The organism is Acinetobacter sp. B-6 (assembly GCF_056930735.1).
Genome location: NZ_JBXPBY010000013.1, coordinates 113,971 through 130,638 on the forward strand (window position 1 = coordinate 113,971; position 16,668 = coordinate 130,638).

Genomic DNA, 16,668 nt, shown 5'->3' on the forward strand with positions numbered 1-16,668 from the left:
GGCTTTTAAAAGCCATTTTTTTATTCTCAAAATTTCTCTGACCATCTTCCCCCTCAACAATCAAAAGATATATCACCTAATTTTTATTACTCATATTTAAAATAATTTGATTAAAACTTAGTGAATATTAATATTTTACACCGAATAAATTCTCACTATTAAATATAGATCGTAATTTTAATGAGTGAATTAACAACAAATTACTCAACATTTATTTCTTTGTGACAGTTCTATTACCTTCTTAAATTAATATTAAATTTAACCAATATTAAATATAAAAGTAAGAGAGTTTACATATTAGTTCGCTATGTTTTTAAGCTGAATCAAAATCACATTTCATCTTAAGTTAAAGCCATAGGGAATCTTATGACAGACCTCACGCCATATCATGAAGATCAAGAGTTAGATAACAATACTTCGAATAACATTCATTTCCGTGACATCTTAGAACAACGGATTTCTCGTCGTAGTTTAATTACCAAAACAGCCAGTGGTGCAGCAGCATTAGCTTTAGCATCTAGCTTGACAGGTTGTAATGATGACGATGACAATCATTCAAATACAGATAGTTCGGTAAAAAAACCAGAAAAACTCAGCTTTACACCCGTTGTAAAAAATCTGAATGATATCGTTACTGTTCCAGCAGGCTACGAAGCTACAGTGCTTTATGCACTCGGAGATCCACTGACACAAAACCTTGCTGAATGGGATGACAACAACGTTCCTTCAGGTGTAAGTTTCACTGCACGATCAGGGGATTGTCATGATGGGATGAGCTATTTTGGTTTAAATTCCAGTACAGCTAAATATGATGCAAAAGCATCAAATAGTGGTTTACTGGTGATGAACCATGAATACATCAACCAAACTTTTTTACATCCTAAAGGTGCAACAAGAGTCAATGGTCGTCGTCCAGAAGATGAAGTTATTCGTGAAATGAACGCACACGGCGTATCGATTATCGAATTAAAAAAAGATGCAAGTTCTCAAAAAGTGGATATTGTTAAAAGTTCACCATTCAATCGCCGTATTACCGCATCTACAGTGATGGATTTCGCGGGCATTGTTGCAGGTTCAGATTTAATTAAAACCAAATATTCACCGTCGGCAAAGCAAACACGTGGTACGCATAACAACTGTGGTAATGGTTATACACCATGGGGAACCTACCTCACCACAGAAGAAAACTTTATTGGGTATTTTGTACGCAACAAAGGGGATGATACAAAGCGGACTGCTTCGGAAATCATTGCACTCAATCGCTATGGTTTAAAAGATGGTGCAAGTTCTCGTTATGGCTGGGAAACGGCAATTGGTGCAATCGAAAGCCAAGATTTATATGATCGTTGGAATTCGTCTATTACCGCAGAGACTGCTGACAAAGATTATCGTAACAGCGCCAATACTTTTGGTTGGATCGTAGAAATTGACCCATTTGATAGTCGTTCAAACCCAGTAAAACGAACATCATTAGGTCGTTTTGCACATGAGGATTGTCGTGCCAGTCGTTTAATCGAAGGTGAAAATTTGACTTTCTATATGGGTGATGACTCACGTGGCGAATACATTTATAAATTCGTATCGGATGCCAAATGGGATGCCAAAGATGTCAATGGCGGTTATCGCGCTGGTGATAAGTATATGAATAGTGGCAAACTTTATGTGGCTCAGTTCAACAATGATGGTACGGGTAAATGGATTGAGTTGGCATATGGAAAAAATGGTTTAAATGATGCCAACACGGTGTATCCATTTAAATCTCAAGCGGATGTCACAACATTTGCACGACTTGCTGGTGATGCTGTTAAAGCGACTAAAATGGATCGCCCAGAATGGGTTGCAGTGAACCCTGAAAATGGTGAGGTCTATGTCACGCTTACGAACAACTCAAATCGTGGTACAACACATGCTTTAGATGCTGCCAATCCAAGAAACTATAGTGATCCTGAAGGCGGTAAAGGCAACGTCAATGGTCATATTATCCGCTTCCATGAGAAAGATAATAAAACTACAGCAGAAAGCTTCACTTGGGATATTTACCTATTTGGTGCTGAAGCAAAAATGGCCAGCAACATTAACCTTTCTGCGTTGAACGATAATAACGATTTGTCTTCACCAGATGGCATGTGGTTTGACCCTCGTGGTGTTCTTTGGATTCAAACCGATGATGGTGCTTATACAGATACTACCAACTGTATGATGCTTGCTGCATTGCCAGGAAAAGTGGGTGATGGTGCAAAAGCAACAACCTCAGCTGGACAAGAAACCATCGTTGGTAAGCAAGTGACAGATGAAAATCTGCGTCGTTTCCTTACAGGTCCAAAACAATGTGAAATTACGGGTGTGACCATGACACCAGACTACAAAGCGATTTTCATCAATGTTCAACATCCTGGTGAAGACTCTCCAAGCTTTGATAAACCTTCAAGTCACTGGCCTGCATCACAAAAGGATGCGAATAATAAAGTTGCTCGTCCACGTTCAGCAACTGTCGTGATCACACGCAAAGATGGTGGCGTGATTGCAGGTTAAATAAGAATTCTGCTTTTAAAGCCATGTAGATTTAGTTTTGCATGGCTTTTTATCTTTCAATATTACATTTAATTTTGACCAGTTCCCCCAAATGCTCACCTTGTTGCGTTTTTTCAATCCAGTCCAGCGCTGAGAGACCGATTCTTAAAAAGTTTGAACAACGTGTACCATAGATCGGGCTTTGAATAAATGTTGAAGACAATAGCTCTTCCATGTCTGCATTAATCCCAGTATTTGGAAGTAAATCTGGAATGATTTTACGTTCATCTTCCAGAATATCCCAAACAGCATGCTGTAAATCTGATTCAAGAATAGAACTGACTTGTAGCATAGGTAAAAATTCTTGGGTAAATCGTTTACGCAAATGCTTGGTTTTCTCCCAATCATCAGACATTAATCCATTGGAAACCACATATACACCTTGCGATAAAACTTGTGGGGCTTCACCACGATTACTCATATACACAGCTTGATGTTGATCACCTACAAATAAATTAAAACCTGCATAGTCTCGTTGCCGTTGTTCAAGCGCTTGGGCAAAACGGATAGGTGTTTGCTCAGATTCTAAAAAATTTTGAACCAAATCTCCGCGTGTAGTGGGATAAGTCTGTTTATCTGCTCCATCGCGATAATTGGTCACAATCGCCCATCGCCCCTGTGGAGTAACGCCCATCCATGTTCCACCCGACTGTAAATCTTGCCCTGCAATTATTCCGTGTTCTGACCACTGTTGTAATTGAGTACTCGGACGATGATAGAATTCATCGCGATTGGAGATCAAACATACAGGTAGGTCATCTAAAACCTGCCAAGCCAACGCCACAATACACATAAAGCACATTCCATGAAGTTTACACATTGAATGTACAACATTTTTAATATCTTTCAGCTAAAATCTGTGCAAAATAGAAAATCAAGGATTAGGAATGCTCACCTACCCGAATATTGACCCAGTTGCAATATCACTGGGACCACTTAAAGTTCATTGGTATGGACTCATGTACCTTTTGGCATTTTTATGTGCTTGGGGTCTTGCGAATTATCGTGCGAAACAACGTGATCACTGGAATGCAGAAATGGTTTCAGATCTGGTGTTCTACGGTGCGCTCGGTGTTGTCCTTGGAGGTCGCATTGGCTATGTCTTATTCTATGAGTTTGATAAATTCTTAGCAGACCCTATCTGGCTTTTTAAAGTTTGGACAGGCGGTATGAGTTTCCATGGTGGATTCCTTGGGGTAATGATTGCCATGCTGTTATGGTGTCATAAGTATAAAAAGACTTGGTTTGAAACACTTGATTTTATTGCACCTTGTGTACCAACAGGCTTAATGTTTGGTCGTATTGGTAATTTTATCGGCGGTGAATTGTATGGACGTCAAGTCTCTGATCCTAACTTTGCCTTAGGAATGATTTTTCCAACTGACCCACTACATTTAGTCCGCCACCCTTCTCAGCTTTACCAAGCACTGTGTGAAGGCTTATTGCTGTTCCTTATCCTCTGGTTCTATAGTGCTAAACCTCGCCCACGTTATGCAGTTTCTGCAATCTTCTTAATGGGTTATGGCTGTGCTCGCTTCTTTATGGAATTTTTCCGTGAACCCGATGCGGATCAAGGTTACATCTTATTTGGTTGGATGACCAAAGGTCAAATACTTTCATTTCCAATGATCCTTGCAGGGTTATGGCTGATTTGGTATGCATACCAAAAGAAAATCTTTGATTGGGGTCCACAAAAAAACACTTAATCATTTCTGTTTAAGTTTTATATGGTGAAGCAATGCTTCACCTTTTTTATGCTAAATTAGTAACATCCAATTTTAATGAAATCACTATGCTCGAATTTTGGTTTGATCCTAAAGTCTCAGTCACCAAGAAATTAATTTTCTTCATTTTATCGGCAATTTTGAGTCTTGGATTATATTGGTACCAACCTTTAACCATCGATAATATTTTACTCTTTGCTGGAACTGGAATTATTTTTCTAATCTGTCGTTACTGTAAAATTCATTTTGCTGCGAAGAATCCAACAGGCCTATTTTATCGTGTATTGACGTGGATTCCTTTAGCATCACTCTTGGTTTTGATTTTTAAAAATATGAATCATGGTGAAATTCTAATTCCGGGCGCACAAGGTATCGGCTTTATGGTTTTGGCAGTATGTATTTTTTCCCCGTTGTCATTACTCAATAAAAATACACCACAACAAGCACCTAAATAATGTTAGATTTTTGGTATTCCTCACGTTGTACACGTGAAATTAAATTAATCAGCTCAGTTTTGACTTGTGCAATCATTTATTATTGCGCTTCAATTGAAAAGTTAAATTCTTTTTTTACCGTAGTTTGCTTATTATTGGGTGTCTTGATTCATATTTTGTTCCAACTGCGCTTAAAATTATCCACAACACATCCATATGCTCAGGGATTTAAAATTCTTTTTTCTATTTTCCCAATGCTCGGCTTTTTGCTGATTTTATTTTTATTGCCATCACAGCATAAATTGTGGACATCAATTCAAGCTGCTGGTTTTACTGCATTGGGGCTATTCATTGTATCAATCTATCAAAATCGTGCTAAACGATTTGAATCAAATTGATCTATGCCGTTAAGCGATAGTATTCATACGTTACGTTCGGATCTTTATAAACATCATAACTGCGTTGTCTAAAGTCTGATACCCACTGTGTACCCGTAAAACCCGCAATATGGCCATAACGATGACGGCTTGTACTGTTAATGATGTAAATATCACCTTCTTGTGGATTATCAAAATCTGGGCGGATTTGCTTATAACCGATTTCCGTCAGGGTTGAACCCCAGTCTGATGCTGCTACAGGATGATCAGAAAAACGAGCTCCAGCTGACTCAAGTGCAATTCTCACATATCGTGCACAACGATGCGCTGTAGTGCTTCGTGACATGCTAACGAGTTTTTCGGTGAATTTACCAATATCGATTAAACTTTCTTTCTTGAACGCTTCAGTTTGATTTTTAAAATTTTCAAAGGCTTTGCTTTTTAGGTATTCTTCTGGTCGAAAATTATTATTTTGATTTTCCGATCGAATCTGAATATGAACCGTGGGATTCACGTATTCATTCATATTAACATTGTGGTCGTAAATCATGTACTGTCCTCAAACTGCCCTTTTGAATTGATTCAAACCACCTTGTTTAAACCAATAACAACTTTTCACAAGCCATGAATACTAATCAGCAAATCTTAAAATGTAGACTTAAAACATGTAAAAAAATATGTAAGTGTTAATAAATCTCATTTGTCTGCTTTCAACTTACTGAAACTTTTGAGATTACCTTAAAAACAGACAGGGTTTGTTTGGTTAAAAAATAAGCATAAATAATTTTATTAGCCGTAGCGGTAAAACTTTTTCTTAATCTAATCAACACATTAAACTGTCAATTTGGTCACATTTTTTGTTTTTTATTGACGCTAAAACTAAATCATTAATATCGCTATTTATCTCAAAGCTGATGCAAAGGACATCAGCTTGGTCGCTCACCAAAAAATACTTAATAACAATCCCAATTGTAAACAACTTTAGAAAAATCTCTTTTGGCAAGATCGTCAGGGTGGATAAAGAAATTGCCTACTCCAGAATCACCCCACATGATATCTACTTCACCTGCATCATCTGTATCAATTTGCAGTAATAGCACATAGTCTTGAATCGACTCATTGTATTCACGTGGATCAGTTTGAGTAAAAAATGGGTATCCACCTAAACGATGCCCACTCGCTGAAATAACTTCGGTATATTCATCACAGAACTCCTTCTCATCGTCTCTGTCATAAGGATCAGTCACTTTTTCAGCAAAATCAAAGTTATTCATATCGATATAACTTTCAGATTTCTCAAATTGAATCGCAGCTTGACCTGCAATCGGGCTATAAATATCATCTCCATCAAAGCTTGGAAAATCAGTTTGCAAATTTGCAGAATCGTGTTCAATGCTGTCATGAAAGATGATTTTAAAACCATCTTGCTTTTGCTGATCATCAAAATCCATTCCATATAAGTCATCATATGGATTGATAAAAAATTGCAAAATCCCAGATTGAGGATAAATATTATTTTCTGGTAATTCAGCAAAATTGATTTGCGCCAATAATTGTAAATTTTCGCCTTCTGAGCTTTGCGGATATTGCTGCGCTAAAGGTAAATAAGGATGTCCGCCAACTTTACTCTGCCAAATTTCTAAATGCTCAGCAGGCAGTAATGATATTTCGATGCTGTCTTTTTTAGTTGCCGCAATTTGTTGTTTATACGCTTGTAAAGCTGATGGAAGTTCATTCAAATTTATACTCATTTTCAAATTCTCTAAATATTCGATTAAAGTCACAAACAGAAAAATATTCTTTGTTAAAAACAAAGCCAGATTAGTATAAACTCTGAGACTATTCGAAAGTATTACGAATGGGTAATGGTGCGACATAATCTGTCATTTGTATCATCCCCCTTCCCAAATTGGAACTTCTATGAAAGCGTATTTAGACCTTCTACAACATATCCTAGACAATGGCGGTGACAAAGGTGATCGTACAGGTACAGGTACTCGTTCTGTATTCGGTCATCAAATGCGTTTTGACTTGTCTAAGGGCTTCCCTTTACTTACCACTAAAAAAGTTCATTTCCGCTCAATCGTGATTGAATTATTGTGGTTCTTAAAAGGTGACACCAATGTTCAATATCTAAAAGACAATAAAGTGTCGATTTGGGATGAATGGTCTACTGCGGAACAAACTGCCCGTTTTGGTCGTCCTGAAGGTGAACTTGGTCCTGTTTATGGTCATCAATGGCGTAATTTTGGGGCAACTCAAAAAGAAAATGGTTTATTTGAAAATGATGGTTTTGATCAGATCAGTTGGTTAATTAATGAAATTAAGACCAATCCAAACTCACGTCGCTTAATTGTATCAGGTTGGAACCCAAAAGAAGCAGGCAAAGTTGCTTTACCGCCATGTCACACTTTATTTCAGTTCTTCGTTCAAGATGGAAAACTGTCTTGCCAACTGTATCAACGTAGTGCTGATGTGTTCTTGGGTGTTCCTTTCAATATTGCCAGTTATGCATTACTGACTCATATGATTGCACAAGTTTGTGGTCTAGGCGTAGGAGACTTTGTTTGGACTGGTGGTGATACACATTTATATGTGAACCATTTTGAACAGGCAAAATTACAATTGACCCGTGAACCTTTGCCATTATGTCAGCTTAAACTTAACCCTGCGATTCACGATATTTTTGATTTCAAATTTGAAGATATTGAAATTGTGGGTTATGAATCCCATGCTGCAATTAAAGCTCCAGTTGCTGTGTAATTTTTAATAATCCAATTTGTGATTTTGCTCCCTCTTTCAAGGAGGAAAATCATTGAATGGATGACGAAGTGGATTGAGTATGACATTTAAAAATTTTGAAATTGTTCATGTGGTTGCCATGGATCAACAACACTGCATTGGTAAAGCAAATGATCTTCCTTGGCACATCTCGGCAGACCTAAAACATTTCAAAGAAATTACCCAAGGTGGCGTGGTTGTCATGGGTCGTAAAACACTTGAATCAATGGGACGTGCACTACCAAAGCGTGTAAATTGGGTCATTACACGTGATTCAAATTGGCAGTTTGAGGGTGTAAAAACGACCAACAGTATTGAATCTGCTTTGGAACAAGCCATTCCTGATGTTTTGGCTTCAGAAAAACCAACCAGCATCTTTATTATTGGTGGTGGTGAAATTTTCAAGCAAACGATTCATATTACAGATCGACTTGAACTGACTCATATTGATCTTGATGTTCAAGGTGATGCACATTATCCAGAAATTCCTCAAGAATTTAAGAAAGTCGCCAGCGAGTCACATGTTGACGACAAAACAGCTATTGCTTTTGAATTTGCAACATATAGAAAATAGCACTGAACTTTATTAATAAAAATAGCTGCTTATGGATAGCTTAAAAACGAAACCAATGCTACACAGATTAGGAATGGGTTTACTTCATTCCTTATTTAGCTTATTTGTTGTCATGACGAGTATTTGGTTTTGTCTTGCCATTTGGATTCAACAACCTTTAGGTCAAATCTTTAGCTATTTTATTATTATCCTATGGGCGATTTTTGCGTTGAGCATTCTTGGAATTTATTTCACCAAGAATCTATTTACTCGAAAAATTGACAGCTTGATTTATTTGGTTGCATTCCTTCTGAGCTTGGTTTGGTATTTTAATATCCCCGCTAAACAAGACCGTGAATGGAGTCCTGAAGTTTCCAGAATTTTTAGCTATGAAAAGCAAGGTCAACTGGTCACAATTCATAATGTTCGAAATTTCGATTGGCGCACAACCGATCAATATGATGAGCGATGGGAAACACGAACGTATAATTTAGATGATATTACAGGTGTAAATATCATCACCTCATATTGGATGGGACCACAAATTGCGCATACCTTAGTGAGTTTTAATTTTTCAAATCAACGACCTTTAGTCTTCTCAATCGAAATTCGTAAAGAAAAAAATGAAAGTTTTTCTGCGATAGGTGGTTTCTTTAGACAGTTTGAGCTAAGCCTCATTGCCGCAGATGAAAAAGATATTGTCTATACACGAAGCAATATCCGAGGTGAACAAGTTTATTTTTTCCCTGTTCGATTACCAAAGGCTGAAAGCCAAGCATTATTTGAAGAATACTTATCTAAATCCGCAGATTTAGCCAAGCATCCAAAATGGTATAACACCCTAACCAGCAACTGCACAACTTTGGTTTTTGATATGGTTCAAGCCATTTCAGCTCAAAAACTTCCAACAGACTATCGTTTAATTGCTTCTGGGTATTTACCCAATTATTTGTACGATCTAGGTGCTCTAAATCATCAGTGGTCTATGCATGAATGGTACGAAAAAGCCCATGTGAATCCCAGAACTGATGAATATTCACATTTTAAATATCAAAATAGTGCTAATTTTTCTAAGGTTCTCCGTTTAGGTTTACCAGAAGAATATGCGAAATAATATATAACGGTGTTTAAATTAATCCAGTGATATACTTCATTTCTATTGATATAAAATTATGACAAGATTAAGGAGAACACTCATGTTCAAAGCCATTATTGCAGCGACAATAATAACATCTACACTTTTTGCAACTGGATGCACCTCAACACCAAGTAGTACCCAGCAAGCACAAAACCTTAGTTTATTACAAAATAAAAATTGGACCCTCACACATATTGGTGCAACAGAATATAAGGCTGACCCAAGCTCACGTAATGCTCCCAGTATTCAATTCGGTTCAGATTTACGTGTAAGTGGCAGTGATGGCTGTAATCGCATCATGGGACAATATGCATTAAAAGGACAACATATTACGATCGGGCAATTGGCTTCGACCAAAATGCTTTGTCCAAGCAGCATGCAAATCGCCACACAATATACTGAAGCTTTAAGCAAAGTTCAGGGCTTTCAAGTCTATGACAAGACCCTAAAGTTAGTCGATCAATATGGTAATCGTGTTTTGCAGTTTACGACACCTTAAGCTTTGAAAAGCTAATAACAGACATTGGCTAAAAGTTTAAGCTTCTAGCTTTTTTAGCTTTTTTAGCTTTTTTAGCTTTTTTAGCTTTTTTAGCTTTTTTAGCTTTTTTAGCTTTTTTAGCTTTTTTAGCTTTTTTAGCTTTTTTAGCTTTTTTAGCTTTTTTAGCTTTTTTAGCTTTAAATCATTAAAAAATAAAGACAATAATTTTACTACACACGCAAACGAATAATTCGACTTACAATAGTGCTGATTTAAAATTGAGAATATTTAAATGAAAGTTGTTGGTCTGATCTTAATCTCTTGCCTATTTTTATCTGCATGTAGCTCAATGAATGTGAGACCCACTGTAGGCGTGACTATGGGCACATCCGTAAAATAAAAAAACAGCGCCGAAGCGCTGTTTTTTCAACCTAAAAGAATTACGGGCATGTAATCGTATTAATACCATAAGGACTTTTTAAATTTGGTCCATAAGTTCCATCAGTGCTGTAATCCGATGCAACTGAAGCTAATCCAAGATTATATGTTGTTCTAAATGGTAAAGTTGCAACTTGTGAAGAAGCACCAATTTGTACATTAAGCCATTGAGCATAAATCTTCGGATAACGAATCACGAAGTCAAATTTTCCATCAGCATCCGTTGTATATGTAGCTGTAGCACCCTGCCCTAGGAACGTTGGCACCTTAACTGGAATACTGGTTACTTCACTATTGGTAATCGCATTATAAGGTGAACTTACAGCACAACCACGTGATGGATTAACTACTGCCGATACACTAAAATCATCACTAGTATCTGCTGGGGTTCCATTGTTATTCATCACTGCGCCATTTGAATCAATATAATTATTTGGATTATCCAAATAATAATTATCACCAGGACCAACCCATTTTAGTACAGGACTAGAACCTGGAACAGGTGCTAATGCCCATACATAACGACCTTTGATATAATTAGTTGGATTGATATCCATTTCGACTTTTTGATTCGCTAATGGCTTACCATCAAAATCAACGACACTTACAGATAGATTTTTTGTATAGTACACGCCATCATTTGAAGATCCCGTTTCTGTAGGATTAACACCAATGACTATTGATGCAATTGGATTTTGCACAACTGACTGGACAACATCAATACGAGAAATTTGAGTCGCGTCCAAATATCCAGTTTCGCTGAAACTTGCTGATAGATTTAAATCATCGGCATCAAATGCTGTAGCTGTATAGCTTGGATTACGTGTACTTTCATCAATTTTAACTTTAAATACTGCTTGCCCATTTTGATCTGTTGTTAAACCAGATGCGCCAACAATAATGGCACCATTACGAATAAAATCTTTGATACTCAAACTAACATACTTATTCGCTACACCACCACCATTTTGATCTACTAAACTTACAGTGACATTTGCTAGATCATTACGTACGTTGAGAGTTGCTTTATTCGACTCGATTCGTAAGTTATAGCGAGCAGGCTGTGGCGCTGTTGGTGAAGGCTTAAATGCTGTTAAACGATAAATTTGTGTTGTTAAGGCCCCATTTGCATTGGTATTACTTGCAGTAAGTTCAATTCCACTTGCCAACAATAAATCTGCATCCGCAGTATTACCATCGACTTCTACAGAGAAGAAAGCATTTCCTGTTGAATCTGTTTTTACTGTCTGTGGTTTACTTGTATTTGTCGGATGTCCATCACCAGGTGTACCAATAATTAATGTTGCAGAATTATTCGCAGCTAAAGTTACCTCTTCATCTTTAACAGGCAAACCATTATTATCCAGCAATTGCACTGTAACAATTGTTTTATCACCAGAAACACTTAGACTGGATTTAGAAGAGCCTATAGTTAAATGATTTGGATTAACAGCTTCAAAAACACTGAACTCTAAGGTAGATACAACATCAACACCTTTTGGATTTTTTATCGTACCTTTGATTTGAATTGCCTTAGAACCTAAATCAATTAATGCTTGCTTAGCAGCACTTGGAATGTCTTTTGGAATCACAATTGTTATTGGCGTCTGACCATTTGCAGCAGTTACTAATGAATCATTACTTAATCGAATTCCAGCATCATAAGCTTCTTTATTTAAAGCTAAGTTAACTGGATAGCCTGTATTTGCACCTAATTCATCTTTTACTGCAACTTGAACTTGATAACTCTTACCAAATTCTAATTCTTTTTTATCAGCAGTTAAACGAAGGTTTACAGAATCTTGAGGAATAGCAACTTGAATAGTACCAGTCTGCTGGATACGATCACCATTGTTAAGATTGGTTCCAACTACAGCAAAAGTAATACCATTCTTAATTAAGTTTGCATCATATAAACCTTCTGAAACTTTAATCGTAAACTCTGCTTCCCCTTTACTATTCGTCGTAACAGTAGCATCTGACAAAGACACTCTTGAACCGGCTAAACTTGATAAAGCAATCGCTACAGGCGTGTTTGGAATAGTTACACCATACTCATCTTTCGCTATTACTTTAACGCGTACTTCACCGCCTAAGACCGAAACGGTTTGGACATCATAACTAAGATTTAAGGCCGCTAGATCTGGAATTAAAACTACGGGTTGGGCAATTTCAATTTTACGAGTAACCGTATAAGCTGAACCATCTTTACGTAGCCCCTTAATCGCAACAGTAAGACCATTTGCTACTAAATTTGTCAATTCAGCTCCATTACTGGCCTTAATTTTTAGATTAAATGTAGTTTTACCATTAGAATCTGTCACCTTGGTCGATGTTGTATCTGCACCAAAACTAACCCCATTACTGATTGCAGCATCATTAAGCCCAATGGAAACTTTTTGATTTGGTAGAACTTTACCATCAGTACCTATAGCATCCACTGAGACGGAGATATTGTGTTCTTGATTAACAGTTAAAATTACACTTCCAGATGGTACTCCAACATTCAAATGATCTAAATCAATTTCACCTTGCGCTGTTGGTGCTTTAAAATTGAGATTAACTGTACTTGCCGCCCCAGTGCCGTTGGCTGGTTTTGCAATCAATCCAAGACCATTTTCGACCAACGCTTTCTGTTCCGCACTGCCACTTGCTTTATATGAATATGTAAACGTTGCATAACCTGTTGCGTCAGTAAGAGCATCGGCTGAGCTCGTTAAGCTCAAACCTAAATTTTGCAACTCTGGAACAGAGTAAGCTTTACTAAAGCCTAAGGTTACAGTTTCGCCTTTTAATGCACCACCTTTTACACCTGTAGCTTTTACTTTTACAACAATAGTTTGATCCTTCGTGTAGTCATAAGCAGTATTTATCGGATCAATTGCTAAAAAGCTTAGCGCTTCTTCAGATTTGGCTTCATCTTCTACAGCAATTTTAATATTGTTAGATATGTTATTATCCGCAGTAAAAGTAGCAGTAATACCAGCTGCAACTAATGCTTCAACAGCATCAGGCGTTTTAGCATTTGTTTTTAAGGTATAAGTAACATAACCTGTTTTAAATTCCTGTTCTGCACTTCCATCAAAAGTCACACCATTCGAAGTTGCTTCTGCATTCAAGCTTAATTTAACTTTACCTTGAGTTGCAGCTTCACCTTTGTTATTGATGCCTTTAACAGTAATAGTAATAGAATCGTTTTTTGCATTGATTTGATATGAAGAAGCAATTTCAAGACGTTGAAGTCCAAGTTGGTTGGATGCACCTGTATCAGCGGTTGTTACTTTAACCGTTGATGTCGCAAAGATATCAGCAGATTCACTATATACTGCTTTTAAATTAATACCTTGTTGAGATAATGCGATTGGATAAGACGATGCAGATTTAAGGGTAAATGTCGCATAACCTTTTGCGTCCGTCATCACTTCTGGCTGATCAATGGTTACACCATATACACTACTACTATCAGTAAAAGATAATTTTACTTTCTTATTGGTTAAAAGGTTGCCATCACTATTTTTCGCAACAACAATGACTTTTGTCGTTCCACCTTGAGCAACAATAGGGTTATCTTCAGTAACTATTTCTAATTTTTGAACAATCTGAGTAACATCTTTAAATGTGATTGATGCATTCGCTTTACTTTCAGCTTTAAACTCATCTACTAATTTAAAATCTAAATTTGCAGAAGTTGAAGCCAATTTAGCAATATCATCTGCTGTTAAATCGCTATTTGCAACAATTGTAAAAGTAGCATTACCAGCACTATCAGTAATTAAGCTTGAACCTGTAGAAATAGAGAATTTACCTTGCATTTCAGCAGGTAAGGCTAAAGAGACTGTTTGATTCTGCTTTACGCCACCATTTTTATCAGTCACTTGAGCAGTTATAGAAGCTGTGCCTTTTGGTAAATTAAGCACAACACCTTGTTGAATTTTAAGATTATATTCACTTTGAATTGTGCTTGTTTTTTTAATATTTAGTGTATAAATTTGCTTAATTGTTGTTCCGTCTACAGTTGCTGTCAGTTGTACTTTACCAGAAGCAGCATTCATTGCAGGAATATTTAGTTCAAATACTGCGAGACCATCATCCCCTGTAGTCACTTGTGAACTCTTACTCGTTACACCCAGATTTTCACTATCTGCAATCGACAAATTGATCAATTTAGCCGCTACACCACCTTTATCACTGTTCAAAGCTTGAACTGAGACTAAAATTTTAGAATTATCGTAAGCAACTTCAATTGGCTTCGCTTCAGAACTTTGTAAAGATAATCCGAGACTTTCTACAACTTTTTTGGGATCTGTAGTCGAACCATTTCCATTAGTCCCACCACCGGTTCCTCCTGTATTTTTATTATCATCTCCATAATAACCTCCTCCACCTCCACCGCAAGCAACTAAAGCCAATGAAGAAGCAAGAACTGTCGCTTTCACCCCAATTTCTTTTAAACTTGTTAAATAAGTCATAATTTGTTCCATTTTATTTAGTATAAATTTGCCCTAAAAATACTTTTATGGCTTTTACACGAAATGTACTCAAATCTACAATTTTTTTCAATCGAATACTTGTGATATGTTGAAAAAATATAATTTGACAACATTCCAAGTGTAGGTATTAGACAGTATTTCTTAGATATTGATTTAAAATACTTTGATATCATAGAATTAGGAGCAGAAATGTACGACATCATTATCATTGGTGCAGGAACAGCAGGCATCAGCGCATATAAAGAAGCAGTTAAATATACCTCCAACCTATTGATAATTAACAAAGGACCTTGGGATACTACCTGTGTTCGAGTCGGATGTATGCCAAGTAAAGTTTTAATTTCAACAGCCAATCGAATACATGATATTCAACACGCGGATGAAGTTGCCTTAAGTGTTCAATCAGAAATTAATACAGATCGAGTGATGCAACATGTCCAAAATTTACGTGATCGCTTTGCACGAGCAACACTGAAAGATGTAGAAAGCTGGGAAGAGAAACATAAAATTGATGGTGAAGCTAAGTTTATAAATGCCCATACAGTTGAGGTCAATGGTCAACAATATCAAGCAAAGTCATTTATTTTGGCTGTCGGTTCAACACCAACCTACGACAAAGATTGGAAAAAGAATATTGGGAATAAACTCATCACATCCGATGAAGTCTTTGAACTTAAAACGCTACCTAAATCAATTGCAGTAATTGGGAGTGGCGTAATTGCCCTTGAATTAGCCCAAGCCATGCATCGTTTAGGCGTGAATACGACTGTTTTTGCTAGAAGCAAAAAAGTCGGCGTACTGACCAGCCCGAGTTTACAAGCAATTGCACAGACAACACTTTCAAAAGAGTTAGATATTAAATTCGAGGTTTTACCCAACTCAATTGAAGACACAGAGCATGGTGTTGCAGTTTCATTTATAGAAAATGATGAAACCAACACAATACAGGTAGATTATGTTTTAACGGCAACAGGTCGAAGTTCAAATTTATCAACTCTTGCTTTAGAAAATATAGATGCTTCATTTTCAGATTTAAAAAATCTGCCTATTCATAAAAACTCAAAGCAACTCGCTAATTTTCCAATATTTATTGTTGGAGATGCATTTACACAAACACCATTACAACATGAAGCAGCGCATGAAGGGAGGAATGTTGTTTCAAGCTGTTTAAATTTCCCAAAAATTCAAAATTTAAATACGCTGGCACCGCTAGGTATTGTCTTCTGTAGCCCTGAAATGGGAATGGTCGGTCAAAATTATGCTGTACTGTCTAAATCAAATATAGAATTTATTACAGGATTCGTTTCTTATGAAAAACAAGGGCGAGCATTAGTTTTAGGAAAAAATAAAGGTGCAATTGAAGTTTATGTGGATAAAAAAACCAGAAAATTGCTCGGGGCTGAGCTTTTTGTTGAATCTGCAGAACATATGGCACATTTATTGTCTTGGATGATCGCTGAAGATCTCACTATCGATGAAATATTAAGCAAGCCTTTCTATCACCCAACGCTAGAAGAAGGCATAAGAACAGCTTTAAAACATGCAAGACGACAATTAAATTTGAGATAAAAATTCCTTTCAGTTAAAAGCTCTACCACAATGTAACGCTTTTATTTTTCTTCTTAATTTTTTCTCTTTTCTATTTTTTCTTTGATTCACGCATAAAAAAAACACCCTCAACATT

Annotated in this window: 14 protein-coding genes; 9 read left to right on the forward strand and 5 right to left on the reverse strand. The window is 36.7% G+C overall.

The window, feature by feature from the left end; genetic code table 11:
• The first annotated feature begins 366 nt into the window (after positions 1-366).
• The gene (locus AC1Z3T_RS16205; RefSeq protein ID WP_100885934.1) at positions 367-2,532 is read left to right on the forward strand and encodes a PhoX family protein; all 2,166 of its coding nucleotides are present in this window, start codon (positions 367-369) and stop codon (positions 2,530-2,532) included.
• A gap of 49 nt (positions 2,533-2,581) precedes the next feature.
• Here AC1Z3T_RS16205 and AC1Z3T_RS16210 read toward each other — a convergent pair whose 3' ends face one another.
• A complete protein-coding gene (locus tag AC1Z3T_RS16210; RefSeq protein WP_100885935.1) occupies positions 2,582-3,364 on the reverse strand; it encodes an NRDE family protein in 783 nt (260 codons plus the stop codon).
• A 94-nt stretch (positions 3,365-3,458) separates the two neighbouring features.
• Between AC1Z3T_RS16210 and lgt the strand changes: the two genes are divergently transcribed.
• The 3 genes from lgt to AC1Z3T_RS16225 all read left to right on the forward strand — a co-directional run bounded on the left by lgt (position 3,459) and on the right by AC1Z3T_RS16225 (position 5,127).
• Positions 3,459-4,277, forward strand: coding sequence for a prolipoprotein diacylglyceryl transferase (gene lgt / locus AC1Z3T_RS16215; RefSeq protein WP_100885936.1), 819 nt, complete (start codon positions 3,459-3,461; stop codon positions 4,275-4,277).
• Positions 4,278-4,363: 86 nt separating this feature from the next.
• On the forward strand, positions 4,364-4,750 hold the full coding sequence (locus tag AC1Z3T_RS16220; RefSeq protein WP_100885937.1) for a hypothetical protein: 387 nt from the start codon (positions 4,364-4,366) through the stop codon (positions 4,748-4,750).
• Entirely contained in the window at positions 4,750-5,127 is a 378-nt protein-coding gene (locus AC1Z3T_RS16225; protein ID WP_100885938.1) for a hypothetical protein, read from the forward strand. Before AC1Z3T_RS16220 ends, AC1Z3T_RS16225 begins: the two co-directional genes overlap by 1 nt.
• Position 5,128: 1 nt before the next feature.
• Here AC1Z3T_RS16225 and AC1Z3T_RS16230 read toward each other — a convergent pair whose 3' ends face one another.
• Together AC1Z3T_RS16230 and AC1Z3T_RS16235 are read right to left on the reverse strand one after the other, a co-directional pair.
• A complete protein-coding gene (locus tag AC1Z3T_RS16230; RefSeq protein WP_100885939.1) occupies positions 5,129-5,656 on the reverse strand; it encodes a CHAP domain-containing protein in 528 nt (175 codons plus the stop codon).
• A 403-nt stretch (positions 5,657-6,059) separates the two neighbouring features.
• Entirely contained in the window at positions 6,060-6,857 is a 798-nt protein-coding gene (locus AC1Z3T_RS16235) for a YwqG family protein (RefSeq protein ID WP_100885940.1), read from the reverse strand.
• A 169-nt stretch (positions 6,858-7,026) separates the two neighbouring features.
• On the opposite strand from AC1Z3T_RS16235, the gene thyA reads away from it, so the two are divergent.
• The 4 genes from thyA to AC1Z3T_RS16255 all read left to right on the forward strand — a co-directional run bounded on the left by thyA (position 7,027) and on the right by AC1Z3T_RS16255 (position 10,077).
• Positions 7,027-7,869: a thymidylate synthase gene (gene thyA / locus AC1Z3T_RS16240; protein WP_100885941.1), complete on the forward strand. Its 843-nt coding sequence runs from the start codon at positions 7,027-7,029 to the stop codon at positions 7,867-7,869.
• A 79-nt stretch (positions 7,870-7,948) separates the two neighbouring features.
• Positions 7,949-8,461 carry a dihydrofolate reductase gene (locus AC1Z3T_RS16245; protein ID WP_100885942.1) on the forward strand — a complete coding sequence of 171 codons (513 nt, stop codon included), beginning with the start codon at positions 7,949-7,951 and terminating at the stop codon, positions 8,459-8,461.
• 31 nt (positions 8,462-8,492) lie between these two features.
• On the forward strand, positions 8,493-9,554 hold the full coding sequence (locus AC1Z3T_RS16250; RefSeq protein WP_100885943.1) for an Lnb N-terminal periplasmic domain-containing protein: 1,062 nt from the start codon (positions 8,493-8,495) through the stop codon (positions 9,552-9,554).
• An 82-nt stretch (positions 9,555-9,636) separates the two neighbouring features.
• A complete protein-coding gene (locus AC1Z3T_RS16255) occupies positions 9,637-10,077 on the forward strand; it encodes an META domain-containing protein (protein WP_100885944.1) in 441 nt (146 codons plus the stop codon).
• A 36-nt stretch (positions 10,078-10,113) separates the two neighbouring features.
• Here AC1Z3T_RS16255 and AC1Z3T_RS16260 read toward each other — a convergent pair whose 3' ends face one another.
• Complete coding sequence (locus tag AC1Z3T_RS16260) at positions 10,114-10,278, reverse strand: hypothetical protein (protein ID WP_483396782.1); 165 nt, start codon at positions 10,276-10,278, stop codon at positions 10,114-10,116.
• Positions 10,279-10,496: 218 nt separating this feature from the next.
• Complete coding sequence (locus AC1Z3T_RS16265; RefSeq protein WP_100885945.1) at positions 10,497-14,963, reverse strand: hypothetical protein; 4,467 nt, start codon at positions 14,961-14,963, stop codon at positions 10,497-10,499.
• Positions 14,964-15,173: 210 nt separating this feature from the next.
• On the opposite strand from AC1Z3T_RS16265, the gene AC1Z3T_RS16270 reads away from it, so the two are divergent.
• Positions 15,174-16,553, forward strand: a complete 1,380-nt coding sequence (locus AC1Z3T_RS16270) for a dihydrolipoyl dehydrogenase (protein ID WP_419320958.1) — start codon at positions 15,174-15,176, stop codon at positions 16,551-16,553.
• Positions 16,554-16,668 lie beyond the last annotated feature (115 nt).

Excerpts from the sequence above, each read along its gene's own strand:
- AC1Z3T_RS16255 (WP_100885944.1), top strand. The coding sequence starts at position 9,637 with ATGTTCAAAGCCATTATTGCAGCGACAATAATAACATCTACACTTTTT.
- AC1Z3T_RS16250 (WP_100885943.1), top strand. The coding sequence starts at position 8,493 with ATGGATAGCTTAAAAACGAAACCAATGCTACACAGATTAGGAATGGGT.
- AC1Z3T_RS16230 (WP_100885939.1), bottom strand. The coding sequence starts at position 5,656 with ATGATTTACGACCACAATGTTAATATGAATGAATACGTGAATCCCACG.
- AC1Z3T_RS16220 (WP_100885937.1), top strand. The coding sequence starts at position 4,364 with ATGCTCGAATTTTGGTTTGATCCTAAAGTCTCAGTCACCAAGAAATTA.
- lgt (WP_100885936.1), top strand. The coding sequence starts at position 3,459 with ATGCTCACCTACCCGAATATTGACCCAGTTGCAATATCACTGGGACCA.
- AC1Z3T_RS16235 (WP_100885940.1), bottom strand. The coding sequence starts at position 6,857 with ATGAGTATAAATTTGAATGAACTTCCATCAGCTTTACAAGCGTATAAA.
- AC1Z3T_RS16205 (WP_100885934.1), top strand. The coding sequence starts at position 367 with ATGACAGACCTCACGCCATATCATGAAGATCAAGAGTTAGATAACAAT.
- AC1Z3T_RS16270 (WP_419320958.1), top strand. The coding sequence starts at position 15,174 with ATGTACGACATCATTATCATTGGTGCAGGAACAGCAGGCATCAGCGCA.
- thyA (WP_100885941.1), top strand. The coding sequence starts at position 7,027 with ATGAAAGCGTATTTAGACCTTCTACAACATATCCTAGACAATGGCGGT.
- AC1Z3T_RS16210 (WP_100885935.1), bottom strand. The coding sequence starts at position 3,364 with ATGTGTATTGTGGCGTTGGCTTGGCAGGTTTTAGATGACCTACCTGTA.
- AC1Z3T_RS16265 (WP_100885945.1), bottom strand. The coding sequence starts at position 14,963 with ATGACTTATTTAACAAGTTTAAAAGAAATTGGGGTGAAAGCGACAGTT.
- AC1Z3T_RS16225 (WP_100885938.1), top strand. The coding sequence starts at position 4,750 with ATGTTAGATTTTTGGTATTCCTCACGTTGTACACGTGAAATTAAATTA.
- AC1Z3T_RS16245 (WP_100885942.1), top strand. The coding sequence starts at position 7,949 with ATGACATTTAAAAATTTTGAAATTGTTCATGTGGTTGCCATGGATCAA.